The sequence below is a fragment of the Sporolactobacillus shoreae genome (genome assembly GCF_004684935.1).
Classification (GTDB): Bacteria; Bacillota; Bacilli; order Bacillales; family Sporolactobacillaceae; genus Sporolactobacillus; species Sporolactobacillus shoreae.
On record NZ_SRJD01000014.1, the window covers coordinates 43446 to 65339 of the forward strand.

General features: G+C 48.6%; 21 protein-coding genes. 1 reads left to right on the top strand and 20 read right to left on the bottom strand.

The features are described 5' to 3' along the window. Nucleotides 1–195: 195 nt before the first annotated feature. The 15 genes from E4665_RS12140 to uvrB form a co-directional block, all read right to left on the bottom strand. Complete coding sequence (locus E4665_RS12140) at nt 196–453, bottom strand: HPr family phosphocarrier protein (RefSeq protein WP_135349062.1); 258 nt, start codon at nt 451–453, stop codon at nt 196–198. A gap of 33 nt (nt 454–486) precedes the next feature. Beyond that, complete coding sequence (gene whiA / locus E4665_RS12145) at nt 487–1419, bottom strand: DNA-binding protein WhiA (protein WP_135349063.1); 933 nt, start codon at nt 1417–1419, stop codon at nt 487–489. A gap of 188 nt (nt 1420–1607) precedes the next feature. Then, nucleotides 1608–2570 carry a gluconeogenesis factor YvcK family protein gene (locus E4665_RS12150; RefSeq protein ID WP_135349064.1) on the bottom strand — a complete coding sequence of 321 codons (963 nt, stop codon included), beginning with the start codon at nt 2568–2570 and terminating at the stop codon, nt 1608–1610. Nucleotides 2571–2579: 9 nt separating this feature from the next. After that, nucleotides 2580–3443, bottom strand: a complete 864-nt coding sequence (rapZ, locus tag E4665_RS12155; RefSeq protein ID WP_135349065.1) for an RNase adapter RapZ — start codon at nt 3441–3443, stop codon at nt 2580–2582. Between the two features lie 338 nt (nt 3444–3781). Further along, on the bottom strand, nt 3782–4732 hold the full coding sequence (gene trxB, locus E4665_RS12160) for a thioredoxin-disulfide reductase (RefSeq protein ID WP_135349066.1): 951 nt from the start codon (nt 4730–4732) through the stop codon (nt 3782–3784). Nucleotides 4733–4867: 135 nt separating this feature from the next. Next, nucleotides 4868–6382, bottom strand: coding sequence for a tetratricopeptide repeat protein (locus E4665_RS12165; protein ID WP_135349067.1), 1515 nt, complete (start codon nt 6380–6382; stop codon nt 4868–4870). A gap of 177 nt (nt 6383–6559) precedes the next feature. Then, complete coding sequence (locus tag E4665_RS12170; RefSeq protein WP_135349068.1) at nt 6560–7081, bottom strand: DoxX family membrane protein; 522 nt, start codon at nt 7079–7081, stop codon at nt 6560–6562. A 172-nt stretch (nt 7082–7253) separates the two neighbouring features. Further along, the gene (ppaX, locus tag E4665_RS12175) at nt 7254–7907 is read right to left on the bottom strand and encodes a pyrophosphatase PpaX (protein ID WP_135349069.1); all 654 of its coding nucleotides are present in this window, start codon (nt 7905–7907) and stop codon (nt 7254–7256) included. A 193-nt stretch (nt 7908–8100) separates the two neighbouring features. Further along, nucleotides 8101–8910 carry a prolipoprotein diacylglyceryl transferase gene (gene lgt, locus E4665_RS12180; protein ID WP_135349070.1) on the bottom strand — a complete coding sequence of 270 codons (810 nt, stop codon included), beginning with the start codon at nt 8908–8910 and terminating at the stop codon, nt 8101–8103. Between the two features lie 89 nt (nt 8911–8999). Continuing rightward, entirely contained in the window at nt 9000–9920 is a 921-nt protein-coding gene (hprK, locus tag E4665_RS12185) for an HPr(Ser) kinase/phosphatase (protein WP_135349071.1), read from the bottom strand. Beyond that, a complete protein-coding gene (locus E4665_RS18180; RefSeq protein WP_167815199.1) occupies nt 9898–10089 on the bottom strand; it encodes a hypothetical protein in 192 nt (63 codons plus the stop codon). The genes hprK and E4665_RS18180 overlap by 23 nt, the downstream gene beginning before the upstream one ends. Nucleotides 10090–10241: 152 nt before the next feature. Beyond that, a complete protein-coding gene (locus E4665_RS12190) occupies nt 10242–10619 on the bottom strand; it encodes a phage holin family protein (RefSeq protein WP_135349072.1) in 378 nt (125 codons plus the stop codon). Between the two features lie 5 nt (nt 10620–10624). Continuing rightward, nucleotides 10625–10819, bottom strand: coding sequence for a PspC domain-containing protein (locus tag E4665_RS12195; protein WP_135349073.1), 195 nt, complete (start codon nt 10817–10819; stop codon nt 10625–10627). A gap of 116 nt (nt 10820–10935) precedes the next feature. Further along, nucleotides 10936–13818, bottom strand: a complete 2883-nt coding sequence (gene uvrA / locus E4665_RS12200) for an excinuclease ABC subunit UvrA (RefSeq protein WP_135349074.1) — start codon at nt 13816–13818, stop codon at nt 10936–10938. Nucleotides 13819–13825: 7 nt separating this feature from the next. Then, nucleotides 13826–15796 (bottom strand): excinuclease ABC subunit UvrB, encoded by a 1971-nt coding sequence (gene uvrB, locus E4665_RS12205; RefSeq protein WP_135349075.1) that lies wholly within the window; start codon nt 15794–15796, stop codon nt 13826–13828. 203 nt (nt 15797–15999) lie between these two features. Here uvrB and E4665_RS12210 point away from each other — a divergent pair, with 203 nt between their 5' ends. Then, on the top strand, nt 16000–16203 hold the full coding sequence (locus E4665_RS12210; RefSeq protein ID WP_135349076.1) for a hypothetical protein: 204 nt from the start codon (nt 16000–16002) through the stop codon (nt 16201–16203). Between the two features lie 262 nt (nt 16204–16465). Here the strand turns inward: E4665_RS12210 and E4665_RS12215 are convergent, their stop codons facing one another. From E4665_RS12215 to ftsE, 5 genes are all read right to left on the bottom strand, one after another. Then, a complete protein-coding gene (locus E4665_RS12215; protein ID WP_135349077.1) occupies nt 16466–16756 on the bottom strand; it encodes an AbrB/MazE/SpoVT family DNA-binding domain-containing protein in 291 nt (96 codons plus the stop codon). A 279-nt stretch (nt 16757–17035) separates the two neighbouring features. Then, nucleotides 17036–18238, bottom strand: coding sequence for a cell division protein (locus tag E4665_RS12220; protein WP_135349078.1), 1203 nt, complete (start codon nt 18236–18238; stop codon nt 17036–17038). Nucleotides 18239–18551: 313 nt separating this feature from the next. Beyond that, complete coding sequence (locus tag E4665_RS12225; protein WP_135349079.1) at nt 18552–20006, bottom strand: S41 family peptidase; 1455 nt, start codon at nt 20004–20006, stop codon at nt 18552–18554. A gap of 240 nt (nt 20007–20246) precedes the next feature. Continuing rightward, nucleotides 20247–21140 carry a permease-like cell division protein FtsX gene (gene ftsX, locus E4665_RS12230; protein ID WP_135349107.1) on the bottom strand — a complete coding sequence of 298 codons (894 nt, stop codon included), beginning with the start codon at nt 21138–21140 and terminating at the stop codon, nt 20247–20249. Continuing rightward, on the bottom strand, nt 21130–21816 hold the full coding sequence (gene ftsE / locus E4665_RS12235) for a cell division ATP-binding protein FtsE (protein WP_135349106.1): 687 nt from the start codon (nt 21814–21816) through the stop codon (nt 21130–21132). Before ftsE ends, ftsX begins: the two co-directional genes overlap by 11 nt. Nucleotides 21817–21894 lie beyond the last annotated feature (78 nt).

Sequence of the window (21894 nt, forward strand, 5' to 3'; positions counted from 1 at the left end):
TATTTTTTGCCGCGTATTATTCGCCTACTGTTCATTATAGATCACCCATTAATGATTATTTTTAACAATTGATTGTCCCTGTTCAGCAGTTTCCGGATTTCAGGCACCTTTTTTTGTAGTCAGTTCTGATAAAACTTTGCGATTACGGTTAAATCACTAAGTTTCATCAATAATAGCGCTTACAAAATAGGCGAATCAATCGGTTTTTTCAATCATCGCCGCGAGAACGGCGATGGCTTCATTTTCATCCGGCCCGTCGGCTTCAAGCACCAATTGATCACCGAAAGCCGGGGCAATGCCCATCACGCCCATGATACTTTTCACGTTCGCCACTTTTCCGCCTTTTTCCAGTGTGATATGCGACTGAAAAAGGCTGGCTTCCTGGACAAACAGAGCCGCGGGGCGGGCTCGAAGACCTGACTTCATCCGAACGGTCACTTTTTTATGAATCATTTTCCGTCACCTCTCTTTTCCAATCTATTAAATTTATTGTCCCTGACGAATGCGGCTCGCAATCAGATCAATTTTCCGAAACCGGTGATTAATGCCTGATTTGCTGATTGGCTCTCCACTCACCAGTTCCCCGAGCTCCTTAAGCGTGATATCGGGATGTTTCAGTCTCAGCTCGGCAATCTCACGCAATTTTACCGGAAGTTCGTCCAGTCCAATGGTTTTTTCAATCAGACGGATATTCTCCACCTGATGCATAGCGGCGCCGACTGTTTTGTTCAGATTAGCCGTCTCACAGTTGACCAGCCGGTTCACTGAGTTGCGCATGTCCTTGACAATTCGGATATCTTCAAAATAAAAGAGGGCCTTGTTCGCGCCGATAATGCTTAGAAAATCGGTGATCTTCTCGCCTTCTTTCATGTAAATGATATACCCGTTTTTTCGGGACAGCACTTTGACATTCAGATCAAAGCTATTCATCAGTTTAGCCAAAGAATACGTATGTTCTTCATAATTCGAAAAAATTTCGAGATGGTATGAGGATTCCGGATGGTTCAGAGATCCTCCGGCGAGAAACGCACCGCGCAGGTAGGACCGGCGGCAGCATTTTTTCTTAACCAGTTCCGGCGCTATTTCGCGTGTAAACTGGCTCATTTCATCGATGATCTTTAAATCACGCAAAAAAGGGCCCGCTGTTTCTTTCAGCCGGACAATATACACATTATTTTTCTTCAGACGCATTTTCCTGCGCACAAGAATCTCAATCTGATAATGGTAAACCTGCTTGATCAACCGATAGATCCGCCGCGAAATGGCTGCGTTTTCAGTCGCTATATCCAGTTCGATGCGTTTGTTCCTGATCGACACAAACCCGTTCATCCGTGTCAGCGCCGCAAGCTCCGCGTGCGCGCAACAGTCGTCGACTTCCAGCATCGTCAGTTCTCTTTTGGTATCAGCGGCGAATGACATCGCAAGACCTCCCGGACTTCAGACTTTTTTTTCTGTAAACTTTGTTAAACTTGTCTGTTGTTTTTCGCTTCAGGCGCTCGCTTTCCGCAGGCGATCCGTGAGCCTCCTCGCTCGGTGCCCTCGTTGATCCCACAGGAGTCTCGCGCCTTCCGCTCAAATCAATAGAGCACTAAAATCAACATTCAGTATTAACATAGCCTTTCTGTAAACATGGTCATCAGCAGCTTCGCGATCGCTGCTTCGTTGTGGCGGATGACGCCTCCCGCCGTTTTAATCAGCGGAGCCGAAATCACGCTCAGCCCCTGTGCCTCGAGTTTCGGACGATCGACAGACACGGGTTCCGCTCCTTCCCTCGCATAGCGTTCAATAATGGATGGAGCGATCGGCTGGTTGTTCGCAATTATTGTATCTATAAAAGAGCATCCGACGTGGCGGTTCATCGCAAGAATATGGTCTGAAGCAGAAAATCCGTCTGTTTCCCCCTTTTGGGTCATGGCGTTGCAGACATAGACTTTCCTTGCTTTGGAACGAATCACCTCTTCCGCCAGTTCCGGTACCAGCAGATTCGGAATTACACTGGTATAGAGGCTTCCGGGTCCGAGCGTGATCAGATCCGCTTCCCTGATAGCTGTAATACTTTCCGGAAGCGGCTGAATATCAGACGGTTTCAGAAAAACATGCTCAATTTTTTTATTCGCTTCGGGGATGCTTGATTCGCCTTCAACAATACTTCCGTCACTCATAACAGCGCAAAGTACGATGCTCTGATCGGCGGCTGGGAGCACCTGCCCATGCACATTAAGAATATGGCTCAGTTCCCTGACTCCCTTGACGAAGTCGCCGGTGATCGACGTCAGCGCCGCGATGAGCAGGTTACCGAGTGAATGGCCGTTCAGGCCACTGTCTGTTTTGAAGCGATGCTGTAGCAGTTTTTCAAATACAGGTTCGACATCGGACAAAGAAACGAGCACATTACGAATATCCCCCGGCGGAGGTATTTGAAGTTCATTTCTCAGCATGCCGCTGCTCCCACCGTCATCCGCTACAGTCACAATTGCAGTTATATCCACTGAATATTTTTTCAGTCCACGGAGCACGGCGGGAAGTCCCGTTCCTCCTCCAATGGCGACAACTTTTTTCCGATCTGTCATTTTATTAAGCTATCCTCTCTCTATGTCCCGGTGCGATACACTTATCGGGTAATCAGCCGACAACTTCTTGCTGATCCATTCTGTCAGCGCGACAGAACGGTGCTTTCCGCCCGTGCAGCCGATCGCGATCACGAGCTGCCCCTTGCCTTCGCGTTTATATTGCGGAAGCATGAACTTCAGGAGATCCATCAGCTTCTGCAGAAATTGCTGTGTCTCTGTCCATTTAAGCACGTATTCGGAAATATCGGCGTCGAGACCGGTCCGCTCGCGCATATGCTTGATATAGTAAGGGTTGGGAAGAAAACGCACATCAAAAACGAGATCAGCGTCAATTGGAAGCCCGTATTTGAAGCCGAATGAGAGTACATTAACGCGGAACGTTTCACTCTCAATCCCGAAATCACTGATGATCTGGTCTCGGAGCTGACGAGGCGAAAGGTCGGATGTATCAATGTAATATTGGGCCAGGCCCTTGACCTCCTCCAGCTTTTTCCGTTCTAGCCGGATCCCTTCTACCGGACGTCCTTTGGGCGAAAGCGGGTGTGAACGTCGCGTTTCTTTATAGCGCCGGACAAGTGTCTGGTCGCTCGCATCCAAGAACAATATTTTTGGCCTGATTTTCTCCGCTTTGCTGAAGGCATCCAGCGACTTAAAAAGCGAGTCAAAGAATTCCCTTCCGCGAAGATCCATCACTAATGCCAGTTTATTCAATTTATCCGATTCAGAGTCTTCAATCAGGTCAATGAATTTCGGCATCAGGGTCGGGGGAAGATTGTCTATGCAGAAGTAGCCCATATCTTCAAAAATGCGGGTCGCAACCGTCTTCCCTGCACCTGACATCCCGGTAATGATCACTACTTGAATGTCTTTCATCCTTCTCCCGTCCCGTCACCTTAAAATTCTGTACAGCCAGTTTCATACTTTAACGGAAAACCGTTACTCTTTACAGTATACTCGAAAACTGTCTGATCAGAAAGTGATTCAGAAACGGAGCCGCAGTATCTTCCTATAAATCGCGGATAAAAAAAAACGACACGTTATTTCCATCGTGTCGTCCCAATGATTTATATCTAAAAAAGGGGGGTCAATTTCTATTTTAGTATACCTTTATTTCATTGCAGATCGGTTACACACAGGTTAAGGGTGGATAAAAATGGATTCAAACAGTGACCTAATATCTGCGACCGAAGTGCCACACGTTTTTTTGAAGTTCAACCTACGGCAGATGCATCCTTCAGCTTTTCAACATATTTCTGCGCGTTGTCCGCAGCAATGCTTCCATCACCCGTCGCAGTCACAATCTGACGAAGTTCCTTCTGGCGGACGTCACCGGCTGCAAAAATGCCGGGAATACTGGTCTCCATCTTCTCATTTGTGACAATATAGCCCTGTTCGTCAGTGATGCCGAGAGCTTGAACCGCTTGTGAGAGAGGATTCATGCCAACATAAATAAACACACCGTCAGCTAGAAAGTCTGTTTCTTCGCCGGTTTTTTTATTCTTAAGCGTCAGGCTGGAAACCTTACCGTCCGTGCCATTGATTTTCGTGCAAACCGTATCCCAGACGAAGTCTACTTTTTCATTATTGAACGCGCGTGTCTGGAGTATTTTCTGAGCGCGGAGCTGATCACGGCGGTGAATGATCGTCACTTGGGAAGCGAAGCGCGTCAGATAAGTCCCCTCTTCAACGGCTGAATCGCCACCGCCAATCACGGCAAGTTTTTTTTCTTTGAAAAAAGCGCCGTCGCATACTGCGCAATAAGACACGCCTCGTCCGGCCAGTTCCTTTTCTCCCGGAACGCCTAGCTTACGATACTCCGCACCTGTCGTTACGATCACCGTGCGTGCTTTATATTCCTTGCTTCCGCATACAACCGTCTTAAATTCCTTGCCGTCCTTAATTTCCTTGATGTCGCCATAGGCATAAACCGTACCAAATTTTTTGGCGTGCTCGAACATCTTGTTTGAGAGTTCCGGGCCCAGTATTGATTCAAATCCCGGATAATTCTCAACTGCTTCTGTGTTTGCCATTTGTCCGCCGGGTATCCCGCGTTCAATCATCAGTGTATCCATATTTGCGCGTGCTGCGTAAACCGCCGCTGTCATCCCAGCGGGTCCTGCCCCAGCGATGATTACGTCATAAATTTTATCTTCCTCTGCCACTTTTCATCCCATTCCTTCCATGCCTGCATTAATTATAATAATTATTATCTGCTTAATTGATACTTCTATGCTAAAGAAAGGGAGGTGCAAAGTCCAGAAAACTGCTCATCGGACACAAATAGGGGTGGCGGTCCATCAGTTCATCAGTTTTTCTTCCCATTTGCTGTCAAGCGCCCGCGTCAGTTCCCCTACATGTTTGCGTATCCGATAAACGGTGGTACCTGCTTTATCGGCGATCGCCTTCTGGGACGCATGCATACCGAACTCCTTTTTCCATAAATAATAGAGTGCAGCCGCCCAGCCGCTGCAGTCCGTGTTTTCTGACGCTCCGGCGACTGAATCGACGACAAGCCAGAAGCTGTAAAGTTCAGGGTGTTTCATAGCCTCTTTTTCTCCACCAGACAGGCTTTCAACAATTCTCATGATCTGAATTCTGTCATCCGTCTCTCCGGACTGCCGCTCGTTCAGCAAACGGGCCGCAATCCCTCTGATCTCGGCATCCGGTCCTTTTTTCGACGCCTCTTCAATTAAGGATCCTTCTTCCGTTCTGGCGAGATAAAACAGTGAGAACAGCTGATAAGCGCGTCCGCCATCCCATATCTCTTTTCTGAGCAGATCCCCGATCATAAAGTTTTCTCGCGCTTCAGGCTCGAACATCATGTCCTGAATCTTGCTGTACTTGAATGGATGAAAGGGTTTGCTGCTGAAATAATCAACCATCCCCCAGTATTTCTCAGCAAGTTTCCGATGATTCATATGATAAGCGGCAAGCGCCATCCAGAAACAAAAAACCTGATCACGGTGGACACCCCTCTGTTCGGCAATTTTCAGCCAGTAAAAAGCTTTTTTATAGTCACCAACGAAAAGATACGTTGATCCGATTTTACCGCAGTGTTCAGGGAGGATCGGAAAAATTCCATCCAGTCGTTTCATCACTTTCCGGAGATTTTCCTGTTCCCCAAGCTGACTGAAAAAAGTCGCCAGATTACACAATGCGTGGATGTTTCCCGGATCTTTGGCCAGAACGGCTTCAGCTACTGCCATGGCTTTTTCTGTGGCGCCTGTTGAAAAATAGGCGATCATTAGATTATTCTGAGCCGCAAGATAATCCGGTTCTTCCCGGATCACTTTTTTAAATAAATAAATGGATTCTTCAAAACGTCCATGCTCCAGAGCCGCTCTCCCCCGCTCGTGCAAGCTGATATAAGGCGGCTCTTCATCCTCATCCATATCCTGTGTTTCTGAAGTAAGCATCTCTAATAATTCCCGGGCTTCGTGGGCAAAAGCGCCATGCGGTTCAAGTGCCATATATGTCCTTACTTCGGTGAGCGCCTCCTCAAAATCACCGAGATAGGCATAATTGTTAGCCATAAAAAAATAACATTCGGTCATTTGCGCATCAAGCTCGTGAACAATCTTTTTCAGCAGGTCTATCGATGCGGTATAATTCTCCAACTCGGACAGAATCGCCGCCTGCTGGGCAAGATACTCGACCTCATTGGGTTTTATCTTCAGAGCGCGTTCAAGATACCTGCTTGCGCGCTCCAGATCGCCTTTCTGGTAACTGGTCATCCCCTTCTGATAGAAAAAATCTCCGTCATGATGCAGGGATATGACCCGCTTCTTCTGCGACTGATCTCCTTTACTCATACAATCCTTCTGCCTCCGTACACCTTTAATCTCCTCTGTAAATTCAGTATAGCATATTTAATTCGGCCTTAGAAAAGATTGAAGGATCCTAACGTGCGGAAAGTGTACTTCGGCGCGACATGAAAAAAGGCTCAAGATCTGTCTCTTGAGCCTCTGCACCTTAAATTTGACTCTTTGTCACGCAGCCTCATCTCTGGACGCCGACTTTCCAAACCAGCCACCCACCGTTTTACGGATCCAAGGGATGACCCAAAAATCGCCGCCAAGCTTACCCGCGTTAAAGCCAGCAAAGAGAATAATGACTCCGATCAAGACGTAAAGAGGGTTTGTTGAAACCGTACCCGCGAACATATACATAAAATTCATGAGCAGGCCAAAGAAAATGGCTGCGGTCGTCAGTGTCCCGAGAATCAGACCGATACCAACCAGCAGTTCGCCCCACTTCACAAGGAAACTGAAAAATGGTGATGCGGGCAGTGCGATATGCTGAAGAAACGCGTTGAATGGACCGTAAAGAATGTTACCTGTTGGTCCGGTGACCGGATGAGCGATTGCACCATGCATAAAGCCTGATGCATCGAAAGGCTTAGCTCCGAAAACTTTGTGAAATCCATCCATTGTCCATTGCCAACCGAGCCATAAGCGCAGAAGAAGTAAGATAACTGAAGACGTTTTACTGGTTCTTAACCAATTAACCATAATGCCGGCCCCCATTCATTATTAAGCGCTTTCATTTTTACTGGTCAATCAAAGTGATTTTCATCACCTAACTATTTTATACCCCCTTTCATTAAATAATTATGTGATTTGAATCACATAAATAACCCTCTTTTAAAAAATTCCATGTCATCTAAGTGGGCACACACCGATTTCATAAAGTGGCGCTGTCCGCTGTCCGGACCAGTTTCAGCAAGTCGTTCATACTGTCGATCAAATAATCCGGATGCAATTTTTCCAGAACAGAGCGGCCTTTCATTGACCAGCCGACCGCTGCTGTGCGGACATGTGCGCCCGAGCCCGCGAGAATATCGGAGGGACTGTCTCCTACCATCAGAGTGGATTCCGGCTGCGCCGCCAATTGCACCATCGCTTTTTCAACCGGTTCCGGATCCGGCTTCAGACGTGCTACGTCATCACTCGTCACGACAGTATCGAAATATCCGGCAATGTGGGTAAATTCAAGACCGCGGTTGACCATGTCCCTCTTTTTTGTTGAAACGACACCCATTTTGCATCCCTCTGAGGAAAGCTTTTCCAGTGTTTCATGAACATGGGGAAATTCAGTCACCAGTCGGTCATGAAATTTGCTGTTATGTGCCCGGTACACTTCGATCATTTCATCCCTCTGTGCAGGATCGACATGGTCAAAACTCAGTTCAAGCGGCTCTCCTATAAAAGGAATCAGATCCTTTTTTGTATATTTACCCGGAAAATAGCGGTCAAGTGTGTATTGGAATGATGCCAGGATGAGATTATTCGTATTAATTAGCGTCCCGTCTAGATCAAATAAAACCGTTCGAATCAAGCTAAATCCCCCAAGCGTTTTAAAAGTAAAGGCTCAGTTAAACGTGTCTGCTCTTTTTCGCTCCAGATGTTCGCTTTCCGCGGGCGTTGCGCACCTTCAGCCTACTCAACAAAGGAGCGAAATCAACATTGAACTTTAACAGAACCAAAGTAAAAAGAACGCCGCCCCGTATTTACGGCACGGCACAGTAGAGTCAGGTGTCCAGATAATGTGGACGCTTCTCTTTTTTCAGTCTCCAGAACAGGATCAGGCCTACCCCGAAAATAACCAATATCACAGCGAGCCATTGAGAGACACGTAGCGGTCCCAACATCAGGCTGTCGGTACGAAGTCCTTCGATGTATGAGCGGCCGAGTGAATACCAGATGACATAGGACAGAAAAAGTTCACCGCGGCGCAAATTCACCCGTCTCAGAATAAGCAGAAGGATGAAGCCCGCAAAATCCCACACCGACTCGTACAAAAAGGTTGGGATGTAGTAGACACCATTGATCAGCATTTGATTGACAATAAAATTCGGCAGATGCATACTTTCAAGCGCGGCCCGTGTCGTGGGACCACCGTGCGCTTCCTGATTCATAAAGTTGCCCCAGCGTCCGATCGCTTGGCCAAGAATCACGCTGGGTGCCGCGACATCGGCCACCTTCCAGAAGGGAAGATGGCGAACGAGGCAAAAAACAATAGCGGTCACTACGGAACCAATCAAGGCTCCATAGATAGCGATACCGCCGTTCCAGACCGCGATGATCTGTGCAGGATGCTGAGAATAGTAGGGCCATTCAAAAGCGACATAGTAGATTCGCGCCGAAATCACCGCAATCGGAGCTGCAAACATGATTAAGTCAATATATGTATCATGAGGAAGGCCTCGTTTTTTCCCTTCACGCATCGCCAGAAGCAAACCGAGCAAAGCGCCACCCGCAATGATGATGCCGTACCAGTAAATATGAATCGGGCCCAGCTGAAGGGCGACCCGGTTCAAAGGTTCAATCGACTGATCCATTCTTTTTTCCACCATGCCTTTCATAGATGTAAAAGGGAGTTCTGATCAATAAGATAAAGACTCACGAAAAGAGTGAATCAAGATTCCGTTCAGCGTTCATTCAATGTATCGTTCAAGCGGTCGGAAAACTGCTGCGCGGCGTGATAGCCCATATTTTTCAGGCGGAAATTCATCGCTGCCACCTCAATAATCACGGCCAGGTTACGGCCAGGGCGCACCGGAAGCACAAGACGCGGCACTTCCGTATCAATTAACTTTATTTTTTCTTCATCAAGACCGAGCCGATCATAGACTTTATTCTGATCCCAGAGTTCGAGATGAATGACGAGTGATACTCGCTTGTAGTTTCGGACAGCTCCCGCTCCGAACAGAGTCATCACATTGATGATGCCGAGTCCGCGGATTTCCAGCAAATGCTGAATCAGTTCAGGCGCGTTTCCGACTAGTTCGGATTCACCTTCCTGCCGGATCTCCACCGAATCGTCCGCTACCAGACGGTGCCCGCGTTTAACCAGTTCAAGCGCCGTTTCACTTTTGCCGACCCCGCTCTCCCCCGTGATCAGCACGCCGACACCATAGACATCGACAAGGACACCATGAACCGCCGTCATTGGCGCAAGCCGCGATTCAAGATAATTGGTAATCATACTGCTCAAGCGAGTCGTTTTCATCTTGGACTGCAGGATCGGAACATCACGCTTATTGGAAGAAATAATAAATTCCTGAGGAACTTCAATTCCGCGCGAAATGACGATACAGGGTGTCTGGGCCGTGCACAGCTGTGATGTACGTTTGTAACGTTCATCCGTGCTCAGCTCATTAAAAAAAGACAATTCAGTCCGCCCGAGCAGCTGCAGCCGCCTTCTCGGATAGTAGGTAAAATAACCGGCAATTTCCAGCCCGGGCCGCGAAATATCACTAACAATAATTTCCCGGCCGGTCCCTTTCTCACCGCTGACCAGTGTTAAATCGAAATGTTCAATCAGTTCACTGACGCGCACTTTGTTCATAAGCGATAGCCGCTGCCCGGACCGACTTCGTCCGTTCTCTCTTCATCGTGCATCTGCTGCTGCAGTCCGGCACGCACTCCGAAAGCTTAAATTCCGCCGCAGCGCGGCGTACATACCCCCGGGAGAGCTTCCCCTCCGAATTCTCTCTGAAATTGCGCCGCGCCGCCACACCCGGCGTTCCCGGAAGCCTGATTCTCGTTCACAATTAACATTCTGATCAGAAATGCGATCTACCTGGCGCATCCGATCTTTTTTTCATTTTACCATAGATTGTTGGAATTGATGCTCCTTCTTCACTATGAGAAATAGCCGGGCATCTGGTTACCTTTTTTTCAATGGTCGGATAATAAATGTCTGGATAATCATCTGAAAAAGCGCCATGATAATAGCCACGATCAGCGCGCTGCCAAAGCCTTCAAGTTTGAAAGCCGGCCCCATAATGGCTGAGGTCAGAAGAAGCATCAGCGCATTGATCACAAAAATAAAAAACCCGAGTGAGAGAATGGTCGCCGGAAGTGAAAAAAGAAGCAGAACCGGCCGGACAAATACATTAAGTATGGATAATACCACACTGGCTAGGAAAGCCGCCCCAACACCTGACAATTGAACCATTGTGTGTAGATAACCCGCCAGCGTCATAAGAATAATCATGTTGATGACGATATTAAGCAAAGAATTGGCAATCCAGCTTCGAAACAACCCATTCACTCCCCTTGTTCGGGAATGATAAAGTAGGCCAGAAAATAGCCGACGGTACATGGAAAAAAGAAGCTGGCGACCAGCAGAACGATAAAGATGACACGGACAAGCGTCGGGTCGATATCAAAATATTCTCCGATGCCCCCGAGAATTCCCGCCAAAACACGGTTATTACGGGATCGAACAAGTCTCTTCTTCATGGTTTGCCTCCCGAATACGAATCTCTTTCAACTATACCCTGTTCACGGCCAGATTAACAAGCCGGATGTCTATCTGATTTTAATGGACTTGCTGAAAAAAAATTCCCAGGTCTTGTTTATTCCGCTTTCCCTGCTGCCAGCTCTTGATCCTCAAGCAGTGAATCCATCCGTTTCCGGTCACGCTCAAGTATCGGTTTCAGATATTTTCCAGTGTAGGATCCCGATGTTTCTGCGATCACTTCCGGAGTGCCAGTACCAACAATCGTTCCGCCGCCGTCTCCGCCTTCAGGTCCGAGATCGACCAGGTAATCGGCGCATTTTATGACGTCAAGATTGTGTTCAATGATCAACACGCTGTCCCCGCTGTCGACGAGTGCCTGGAGTACCCGGAGCAGGCGGGCGATATCATCGGTGTGCAGGCCGGTTGTCGGCTCGTCCAGAATATAAAGTGCGCGCCCTTTCGTTCTCCGGAACAGCTGTGAAGCCAGCTTGACACGCTGCGCTTCGCCGCCCGACAAAGTTGTCGCTGGCTGTCCGAGACGAATATATCCTAGGCCGACATCAAACAGGGGTTCCAGCCTCCTTCTGATCCGCGGCACATTTTTAAAAAACTCAAGGCCCTCCTCCACAGTCATATCAAGTACATCAGCAATCGTCTTTCCTTTATAGGTAACGTCCAGAGTTTCTCTGTTGTAACGCTTTCCGTGGCAAACTTCACACGGGACATAAACATCCGGCAGGAAGTGCATCTCGATTTTTATGATTCCGTCACCGGTGCAGGCCTCGCAGCGTCCGCCCTTAACGTTAAAACTAAAACGCCCCTTTTTGTAACCGCGGATTTTGGCTTCATTTGTCGCGGCGAATACATCCCGGATCATGTCGAAAACACCGGTATAGGTTGCCGGGTTGGATCGCGGAGTACGCCCGATCGGCGACTGGTCGATCTGAATGACGCGGTCAAGTTCCTTGATCCCCTTGATCTGTTTGAATTCTCCCGGAGCGTCTTTTCTGCCATGCAGTTTCTGGGCAAGGGCTTTGAAGAGCACTTCATTGACCAGCGTACTCTTTCCCGAGCCGGAAACACCCGTCACAACGGTCATCACGCCAAGCGGAAAGCTGACACTGATATTCTTCAGATTATTCGCCTTCGCCCCGACAATCTTGATCGCCCGATTTGTTATTTTTCTGCGTTTCGCCGGTATTGGAATAAATTTCTTACCCGACAAGTACTGGCCGGTCAGCGAGTGTTCATCCTTCATGATCTCCCGCGGGGTACCCTGGGCGGTAATCCGCCCACCGTGCTCGCCGGCGCCCGGGCCAACGTCAATAATATAATCCGAAGCAAGCATCGTGTCTTCGTCGTGTTCGACGATAATCAGTGTGTTGCCGAGATCACGCATATTGAGCAGCGTATGGATCAGTCGGTCATTATCCCGCTGATGGAGGCCGATGGACGGCTCGTCCAGAATATAAAGCACCCCCATCAGCTGCGAGCCAATCTGAGTCGCCAGCCGGATACGCTGCGCCTCACCGCCGGAAAGTGTTCCTGCCGCCCGGCTCAGCGTCAGATAATCCAGACCGACGTCAATCAGAAATTCTGTTCTCTGTTTGATTTCGCGCAGGATCAGTCGGGCAATCGTCTGTTCCTTCGGTGTCAGTTCCAGACCGTTGAAAAACTGAAGCATCAGCCTGATCGGCATCTCCGTCACTTCACTGATATGCTTCCCACTGATTTTAACGGCCAGCGCTTCGGGCCGAAGCCGATAGCCGTGGCACGTTGGGCAAGGCTTCTGCATCATATACTCCGACATCTGTTCACGGATGTAATCCGAAGTCGTTTCTTTATAACGCCTGCTGATGTTCGGCAGGACACCTTCATAATACATGTCCTTATCGCGGACATCGCCGAATTCATTTTCATAATGGAAATGGATCCGCTCAGTTCCTGAACCATGCAGAAGCATGTGCAACTGATCTTTAGGCAGCTTTTCAACAGGCACATTCATGTCAATGCCAAAATGTGCGCAGGCCGCCTTCAGCAGCTGTGGGTAGTACTGCGAGCTGGTTGGTTCCCAAGCGGCTATTGCGCCGTCCGCCAGAGTCTTTGTCCGGTCAGGAATCACCAGATCGGGATCCACTTCCATCCGCGAGCCGAGCCCGTCACAGTCCGGGCAGGCGCCGAATGGGCTATTGAATGAAAAGAGGCGCGGCTCCAGTTCGCCGATGGAAAAACCGCAATAGGGGCAAGCGTGCTGTTCGGAAAAAAGCAGCTCTTCTCCGCCGATCACGTCGACAAGGGCATGTCCTTCCGTCAGTTTGCAGGCCGCTTCGAGGGAATCGGCCAGCCGGCCCTCAATCTCCGGTTTGATAACGATCCGGTCGATGATCACATCTATATCATGCTTCTTATTCTTTTCAAGTTTAATTTCCTCGCTGACTTCACGAAGCTCCCCGTCAACGCGGACACGGACATACCCTTTTTTCTTAATCTCTTCAAGAACTTTAGCCTGTGTCCCCTTCCTTCCGGAAACGAGCGGTGCGAGGATCTGAATCTTTGTCCGCTCCGGATAGGCGAGCACGCGATCCACCATCTGTTCCACCGTCTGGGACGTGATTTCAATCCCATGATTTGGGCAGAACGGATGGCCCACACGTGCATAGAGTAGCCGCAGATAGTCATAGATCTCCGTTACTGTACCGACGGTCGAACGCGGGTTATGGCTTGTCGTTTTCTGGTCAATCGAGATCGCCGGAGAGAGCCCCTCAATGGCGTCGACATCCGGTTTGTTTGTCTGGCCGAGGAACTGGCGTGCATAGGCCGACAGTGATTCCACATAACGGCGCTGACCTTCGGCATAGATGGTGTCAAACGCCAGTGAAGACTTGCCGGAGCCGGAAAGTCCGGTGACAACGACCATTTTGTCACGCGGTATGGTCACACTGACATTTTTCAGATTATGTTCGCGAGCGCCTTTAACGACGATGTTTTCCAGTACCATAGACTCGTTATCCCTCCGCCTTCAGTTCATAGATAATATCTCTGAGTTCTGCCGCGCGCTCAAAATCAAGCGATTTCGCAGCCTTTTTCATTTCGCTTTCCATGCTGACCAACGCTTTTTGACGTTCACTCTTCGTGAGTTTGCGTTTCTTCTTCTTGCCGGCTTTCGCCTCATCTTCGACCTCGTAAGTCGCTTTGATCAGTTCCGGTATCGCCTTATTAATTGTTTTCGGCGTGATATGATGTTCTTCATTGAACTCATTCTGAATGGTGCGTCGGCGCGTCGTTTCATCCATAGCCACTCGCATTGAATCCGTCACCCGGTCGGCGTACATAACCACCTTGCCGTTTTCATTTCGTGCGGCGCGTCCCATCGTCTGAATCAATGAGCGTTCAGAGCGAAGGAAACCTTCCTTGTCAGCGTCAAGAATTGCGACCAGCGACACTTCCGGGATATCAAGACCCTCACGCAACAGGTTAATACCAACCAGCACATCAAACTCGCCGCGGCGCAGGTCGCGAATAATCTCGATCCTCTCCAGTGTCTTGATTTCCGAATGCAGATAACGGACCTTGACACCCATGCCCTTGAGATAATCCGTCAAATTTTCCGCCATCTTCTTTGTTAGTGTGGTAACAAGCACCCTTTCCCGGCGCTTCACCCTGAGGTTGATTTCATCAAACAGATCGTCAATCTGTCCTTTGATCGGCCGAATTTCAATCAGCGGATCAAGCAGTCCTGTCGGCCGGATAATCTGTTCCACCGGTTTTCCGGAGTGCTCCAATTCATAATCACCCGGTGTCGCCGAAACGAAAACGACCTGATTAACTTTTTCTTCGAACTCCTCGAATTTCAGCGGCCGGTTATCCTTCGCCGACGGAAGCCGGAACCCGTTGTCTACGAGCACATTTTTTCTCGCCTGGTCGCCATTATACATAGCCCGCACCTGAGGCAGAGTGGCATGGGATTCATCCACCATAATCAGAAAATCCTTCGGAAAGTAATCCATCAGCGTATAAGGTGACTCCCCGGCTTTACGGAACGTCAGATGGCGGGAATAGTTTTCAATGCCAGAGCAGTACCCGACTTCCTCCATCATTTCCAGATCATAGCGGGTACGCTGCTCCAGACGCTGCGCCTCCAGAAGCTTGTTGTTGTCCTTCAGCATTTTCAGCTGACCGTCAAGTTCCTCTTTAATATTGACTATTGCCTTTTTCATCTTTTCCTGGCCGGTGACGAAGTGGGAAGCCGGGTAAATGGCAACATGATCGCGTTCACCGACAATTTCCCCCGTCATCGGATCCATCTCCGTCAGCCGCTCAATCTCGTCGCCGAAAAATTCGACGCGTATGCAGTGGTCGTCGCGGGACGCCGGGAAAATTTCGACGACATCCCCGTGCACGCGGAACGTGCCGCGGGTGAAATTAATGTCATTGCGGCTATACTGGATATCCACCAGCTGACGCAGCATCGCGTCCCGATCTTTTTCCATCCCCGGCCTCAAGGATACAACGAGCGATTTGTATTCTTCCGGAGAACCCAAACCGTAGATACAGGAAACACTCGCCACGATAATCACGTCACGTCGCTCGAACAGCGAGCTGGTCGCCGAATGCCGCAGCTTATCAATCTCGTCATTGATGCTCGAATCTTTTTCAATATAAGTATCCGTCTGTGGAATGTACGCTTCAGGCTGATAATAATCATAGTAGCTGACAAAATACCCGACGGCGTTATTCGGGAAAAAGTCCTTAAACTCACTGTAGAGCTGTCCCGCCAGCGTTTTATTATGCGCAATCACAAGCGTCGGCTTTTTCACTTGCGCAATCACATTGGACATCGTGAATGTCTTGCCCGTTCCGGTCGCGCCAAGCAAAGTCTGGTGCTTTTTCCCGGTTTCAATGCCATTGACCAGTTCACGAATCGCTTCAGGCTGATCGCCCTGCGGTTGATAATTGGAAACAAGCTGAAAATCCATTCATCCGCCCTCCAAATCATAAGAATCGTTAAGTATGATTATAACACATGTCATAATAAAAAAGGCAGAAAAAGCGAACAGATATTCTCAGTTGACTGCCAGCAAAAATCTGGATTCGTCTTCTCAAAAATCTGTTAGACTATGAATAAGAAGATGCCGATTTTTCAGACAAACATAGTGATTGAAATCCGGAGATGAAGCACATGGATCAGGAGCATGGATTTATTATTTTCGGTTATATCGTTTTAGCTGCAGCCATTGCTGCCAAGTCTGTTTGGGTCATTGTCAGATGGTCCGGAGCCGATCATAAGGACCGGGTTAAGCTGTTTGTTAACCACATCATCGGTCTTTTGATCAGTCTGATTACTCTGGCCGTACTAACCTACAGCATTTTCTGGAGAAATTGATTTATCTCATAAAATCATTTCACTTTTTGCTGTGCGGTAAACCTAAAAAGGGATTTTTTCTCAACGCACGCATTTATCCAGGCTTTGTGAAAAACTTTTGTGATAAGCGATTGATTTTGGCTGATGGGTGGTCAATCTTTACTGATAGAAAACCTTAGATAAAAAAAATCAGCGATTCCGATCATCTTCGATCCGAATCGCTGATTACCTTGCCAAATAAGATATTTACCTCTGAGCTTAACCCGCCGCCAAGCGGCAAAAATTACGAATGTGCGTCTTCGCCAATATATTTTTCAATTTCATCAACAACTTCTTTGGCTGCTTTCCGGCTCAGAATCAGCTTGCCATTCGCCAGAACCAGGTTGTCCGGTGAAACTTCGTTAGTAATCTGGCAGGCCATACTCGGAATATATTTTTTAAAGATAATGCGGTCATCTTCTGTAAATATTTCCAGCGGATCGCCTTCTTTGATATTCATCGTCCGTCTCAGTTCGATCGGAATAACAACACGGCCCAGTTCATCTACTTTTCGTACAATCCCTGTTGATTTCATATCCTTATATTTACTCCTTTCCTAATTTGTCTCAAATCTTAAATTCAGCATAACACAAAAAATAAAAACCACGAAAAATTAACTCTTTTTTTACATACTTCCTTTTATCCAAATTAAAAATGGAACATCCGGAGAACAAAACAGTCCGGTCCTCGCTTTCAGAACCGGCGGGCAGCGCACTTCTCAAAGCTGGATTCCATACTTTTCATAAGCTGGAAAAAGCATCGGACAGTCTATTAATACCGGATCAAGTTCCAAAAATAGTATTCGTGATACCAGTCACGATTTTGTCTTTAGATTTCCATTCCATTGATCTGATTCCAGAAAAAGCAGGCCAATTTTATGCCCGTCTTCTTCATGAACCGGCCCCTTGGCGAACCGCGGCTCCCCAAACCGGTCAATCACTTCCAGTTTGCAGTAGGCTACATGTTTCTGTAGCGCCTGGTAAAAATCGTACTCACTGACGACATCTATGTCATTGACACGCATGATCTCTTCACCTGGAAGAATACCCATTTTGGCACCGAGTGAGTGCGGAATGACACCGATCACGCGGATTCCCTTATTCGGCCTGATATAATAGAATGGTTTGTTCTCACGAAGCACGTGCTGATGCCAGATCAATGCCAGGCGGCTGACCAGTGCCAGCGCCCCGCCGGTAACGGCAAAAAGCGGCATTCGTAATACAGCGGCCAGTGCGATAAAAACGGCGAAGCCTCCTGCCGTGATGAGCAGCCAGTGCCCCGTTTTCCGGACAGCCTCTTTGGGAAGCGAATAAGTGATCAGCTGCGCCATGCCTACCCCAAGCGGGAAAAGAGCCAATCCAAACGAATTTCTCGTACCCGGAATCAAAGGCCAGAACCCGATGTGGCCAATGGGCCCTGAAAGAGGGACAAGGAAAAACAGCGGAATGATCCAGAGCTCGCTTGCTTCCTGGGCCCCAACCATGCCGCCTCTGCGGCTGTTAATCAGGCGAGGCGACGGCTGATTCGCCCCCCACAGGTAAACAAGAACCGATTCCGCAAGCATGCCGACAGCGATGAAAACACCCAATGACAAAAAACTCGTGTGCCGTATACCGGCAATCCACTGATTGACAAGTGGGTAAGAAGTGTGAACATCCGGCATAAAATAGACGACAATCAGGCTCAGCCCTCCAGCAATTGCGGGTGAAAGGAAGCGCAACTGGGTAGTCAGCATAATGGCGAGATAGGCGCACGAAATCAGCACTATCGTTCCTGCCGGCAGAGCGGTTCCCGAGATCAGCAAGAGAGCGGAACCGGCGGCACCAATGATCAGACTTGGCGCGATACTTCTGAAAATCGTGTTGAACATCCCATAGGCCTTGACGCGGAAAGATCGCCGCTCACGCCTCACCCGCTGCGCGCTGAACAGAAAAAGGCCGACCACCAGAAGATAAAAAACCGGATTAATAAAAAAAGCCGCGATACCAAGCAAAATTGAACGAATGACGTCCGCCATATGCTGTTCCCCCAAGTCCATGAGCTGATAAAAGTTTCGATAACTTAAGAATACAGCAAACAGGCTACATCTGTGAACCGCTTAGATACAAAATATGAGACTCGCCAGGAATTTTTACCCTATTCCATCCATTCAGGAGGCCCGATTATCCGAACTAGCGGAGATTTATCGGGACTTATGGGGTTTTATCGGAACTCAGGGAAATATATCAGAACTCGGAGAAATATATCGGAACTCAGGGGTTTGAACCCGCTCGTCGATTAAGTAAAAAGAAGCCGGAGCGCGAACGCCCCGGCTTCCCAACATAATTCCTTTATTTAATCGATTTTTCAATAATGTTAATCGCTTCATTCAGCTGCTTGTCATTCTTAGGGTTGGCTATGGCTTTCAGCGTCGCTGCCTGCAGCGCGTCGGCTGTCTTTTGATCGATGGCGCCCGTAGCGCTCAAATGAGCTGACTTCTGGAATGCCAAGACCGCTTGTCGCGTCGTCTGGCTGAAATAACCGTCCGTGCGTTTCGGATCAAAACCGGCAGCAATCAGCATCTTCTGCGCGTCTCCGATGGATGAACCCGTCTGGTCATATTTAAGTGTCTGGCCTTTTTTCAATGTCAGAGGAGCGGCATAGAAGTAGGATGGCTGGAGTACTTTGTAGGTCGGCTGGATGCCTTTCTTGTGAATCCAGTCGCCATCCGGCGTCAGCCATTTGTCTGTCGTTAGCTTCAATTCACTCTTATCCGACAGCTCAATGCCCTGCTGAACCGTTCCTTTGCCAAACGACTTTACACCGACCAGAGGATAACCGGCGGCCTGATTCAAGGCGCCCGCCATAATCTCGGCCGCAGAAGCGCTCCCGCCGTCAATCAGGCCGACAACTGGATAGCTTTTCTTCTCTTTAAGTGTTGAGTAGAATGGCGTTTTTTTACCGGACCGGTCTTGAACCTGAACAATTGGCTTACTGTCAGGAACAAGCAGATTGGCCATTTTTTCCACTGCCTGAAGATAACCACCCGGATTGCCGCGAACATCAATGATCAGGCCTTTCATTTTCTGATCCTGTAAAGAGGTCAATGCTTTGGAGAATTCCTGATCCGTATTTTCATTAAACTGTGTGATCGCAATATATCCGATCGGTTGGCCGTTCTGGTGAATCATCCGGCTGTTGACCGTCTGGATCGGTATATCATCACGTTTGATCGAGAAAGTCAGAATATTACTGACGCCGGGTCGCTTAATTTTTATCTGGACCGTCGTCCCTTTTTTCCCGCGGATCCGATTAACTGCCGTATTAATATCAAGGCCTTCGGTCGATTTGCCATTGATAGCGACAATCTGGTCGTTGGGCTTGAGCCCCGCTTTTTCAGCTGGAGAGCCCTTGATCGGCGCAACGATGCTGATCGTATTTCCGACCATCTGTACCTCAGCGCCGATCCCCTGGAACGAGGAAGACAGCGACTGGGTGAAGTCTGAAGCCGTCTGGGCATTCATATAGCTGGAAAAAGGATCACCCAAGGCATTAATCATGCCCTGAATCGCGCCGTCATACAGCTTACTGCTGCTGACCTTTTGAAAATAATCTTTTTCAATCAGATCATGAATGGTTTTCAGCTTGGCCGTTTCGCCTGAGGCCGCCGCACTCGTTTCAACGGCGGGAGCCGGTGTAGCCTGGCGATGCTGCACGGCACTGAAAACTGCAAATGAACCCAGCGCCCCCACAATCAGGGAAAGCGCCATGAGCAGCACAACTGCTTTGCTGCTGAATTTTTTCATAGAAAACTGCCTCCTCCATTAGTGTCACCAAGAGCCTTGGACACCAGTGGCATCTTGAAACGAACTTTAGTGATATGATACCGCACTTTAATCGGTTTGTCTCTCCCAAGGGACGCGGGCCATGCCTTGACGATCAGGGAGCGGGAATAAAACCCTTGCGCGTCCGTACCGGTGCAAGGGCTCTTTAAAGTTTTCCCAAACTTCAGGATAAAAAACAAGGTTCTCCGAATCCGGAGAACCTCAGATTTTCAGGAATTTGCGGATGGAACTTAAACTGCCCCAGACTCCGATCACCGCTCCGATTCCAACCAGGAGCAAGCTCAGGTTTGTCGTCATTGTCTGATACGGTATCAGGCTGATGAACATTGAGGATAAGTTTCCGCCAAGGTTATAGTAAGCGAAATGATAGACCACAATGACCAGAAAAACCGGTATAACGGAACCAAGCACGCCCATGATCAGACCTTCTATAAAATAGGGCCATCGGACAAAGGCGTTGGTCGCTCCGACCAGTTTCATAATTTCAATTTCACGGCGCCTCGCTACAATCGTAAGCTTAATTGTATTAGCGATCAGGAAGACAGAGGTGAACAGCAGCCCCAGGATCAGAACAATGCCGACATTTCTCGCAATATTGATGACGTGAAACAGTTTTTCAACGGTGCCCTGCCCATACCGGACATCTGAAACGTGCGGCAGAGTCTTCGCCTGAGAAGCCACACTCGCGGTTTGTTCCGGTTGCTTCGTTTTCAATATATAAGCATTCGGAAGCGGATTGTCACTCTTCACATCCGCAAACACATTTTTGTCATTTCCGAGGCTTTTCATCAGGCTGTTCAGTCCCTGTGTTTTCGACTGGAACGTTACCGACTGAACATTTTTAAGCTGCTTCAAGCTGCTTGCCAGCTGAGTCTGATCAGCCTTTGTTGCCGACTGATCGACATAGACGCGCACTTCAACATCGCTTTCAATGTCGCCGGCTATTTTATTCAGATTGAAAAGCACCATCATGAAGAGTCCGACCAGGACAAGTGCCACAGTCACCGCGCTGACCGACGCGAAAGTCATCCAGCCGTTACGTCCGAGGCTCTTGAAACTCTCTTTGACATGCCTTTGCAGAGTCCTAAGCTTCATAACCATATGCACCTTCCTCTTCATCACGCACGATCATGCCGCCTTCAAGCGCAATGACTCTGTGCTTCACCGTGTTGACAATATCTCGGTTGTGTGTCGCCATGACGATCGTTGTGCCCTGCTCGTTGATCCTTTTGAAAACATCCATAATCTGCCATGATGTTTCCGGGTCAAGATTGCCCGTTGGTTCATCGGCAATCAGCACTGGAGGCCTGTTGCAGATCGAACGCGCGATTGAGACTCTCTGCTGCTCGCCGCCGGACAGCTGATCAGGGAAAGAACGCATCTTATGTTTCAGCCCGACCAGATCCAGCACTTCCATGACACGCCGCTTGATCATGCGCGGCGGCTCTTCAATCACCTCAAGGGCGAACGCAACATTCTCATAAACGGTCAGTTTCGGCAGCAGACGAAAATCCTGAAAAACGATTCCGATTTTACGCCTGAAGTACGGAACCTGCCGTTCTCTCAGATTCGCAATATTTTTATGATTAACGAAGATTTTTCCCCTCGTTGGCTTCAGTTCTCTGAAAATCATCTTGATGAACGTCGATTTCCCGGCACCGCTCGGCCCGACGACATAAATGAATTCGCCCTCTTTGACCGACAGGTCGACGCCGTTCAGTGCCATGACACCATTTGGATAGGCCTTCCAGACATTCTGCATCACAATCATGTCATCCATAATGTACTTTCCTCTGCTCCTTTTGCACTGAATTTGATAAAAACAACAAAATTCACGACAGCTAAACCA

Coding starts and splice junctions, on each gene's coding strand:
- E4665_RS12140 (WP_135349062.1), bottom strand. CDS start 453: ATGATTCATAAAAAAGTGACCGTTCGGATGAAGTCAGGTCTTCGAGCC.
- whiA (WP_135349063.1), bottom strand. CDS start 1,419: ATGTCATTCGCCGCTGATACCAAAAGAGAACTGACGATGCTGGAAGTC.
- E4665_RS12150 (WP_135349064.1), bottom strand. CDS start 2,570: ATGACAGATCGGAAAAAAGTTGTCGCCATTGGAGGAGGAACGGGACTT.
- rapZ (WP_135349065.1), bottom strand. CDS start 3,443: ATGAAAGACATTCAAGTAGTGATCATTACCGGGATGTCAGGTGCAGGG.
- E4665_RS12165 (WP_135349067.1), bottom strand. CDS start 6,382: ATGAGTAAAGGAGATCAGTCGCAGAAGAAGCGGGTCATATCCCTGCAT.
- E4665_RS12170 (WP_135349068.1), bottom strand. CDS start 7,081: ATGGTTAATTGGTTAAGAACCAGTAAAACGTCTTCAGTTATCTTACTT.
- lgt (WP_135349070.1), bottom strand. CDS start 8,910: ATGGATCAGTCGATTGAACCTTTGAACCGGGTCGCCCTTCAGCTGGGC.
- hprK (WP_135349071.1), bottom strand. CDS start 9,920: ATGAACAAAGTGCGCGTCAGTGAACTGATTGAACATTTCGATTTAACA.
- E4665_RS12195 (WP_135349073.1), bottom strand. CDS start 10,819: ATGAAGAAGAGACTTGTTCGATCCCGTAATAACCGTGTTTTGGCGGGA.
- uvrA (WP_135349074.1), bottom strand. CDS start 13,818: ATGGTACTGGAAAACATCGTCGTTAAAGGCGCTCGCGAACATAATCTG.
- uvrB (WP_135349075.1), bottom strand. CDS start 15,796: ATGGATTTTCAGCTTGTTTCCAATTATCAACCGCAGGGCGATCAGCCT.
- E4665_RS12210 (WP_135349076.1), top strand. CDS start 16,000: ATGGATCAGGAGCATGGATTTATTATTTTCGGTTATATCGTTTTAGCT.
- E4665_RS12215 (WP_135349077.1), bottom strand. CDS start 16,756: ATGAAATCAACAGGGATTGTACGAAAAGTAGATGAACTGGGCCGTGTT.
- E4665_RS12220 (WP_135349078.1), bottom strand. CDS start 18,238: ATGGCGGACGTCATTCGTTCAATTTTGCTTGGTATCGCGGCTTTTTTT.
- E4665_RS12225 (WP_135349079.1), bottom strand. CDS start 20,006: ATGAAAAAATTCAGCAGCAAAGCAGTTGTGCTGCTCATGGCGCTTTCC.
- ftsX (WP_135349107.1), bottom strand. CDS start 21,140: ATGAAGCTTAGGACTCTGCAAAGGCATGTCAAAGAGAGTTTCAAGAGC.
- ftsE (WP_135349106.1), bottom strand. CDS start 21,816: ATGATTGTGATGCAGAATGTCTGGAAGGCCTATCCAAATGGTGTCATG.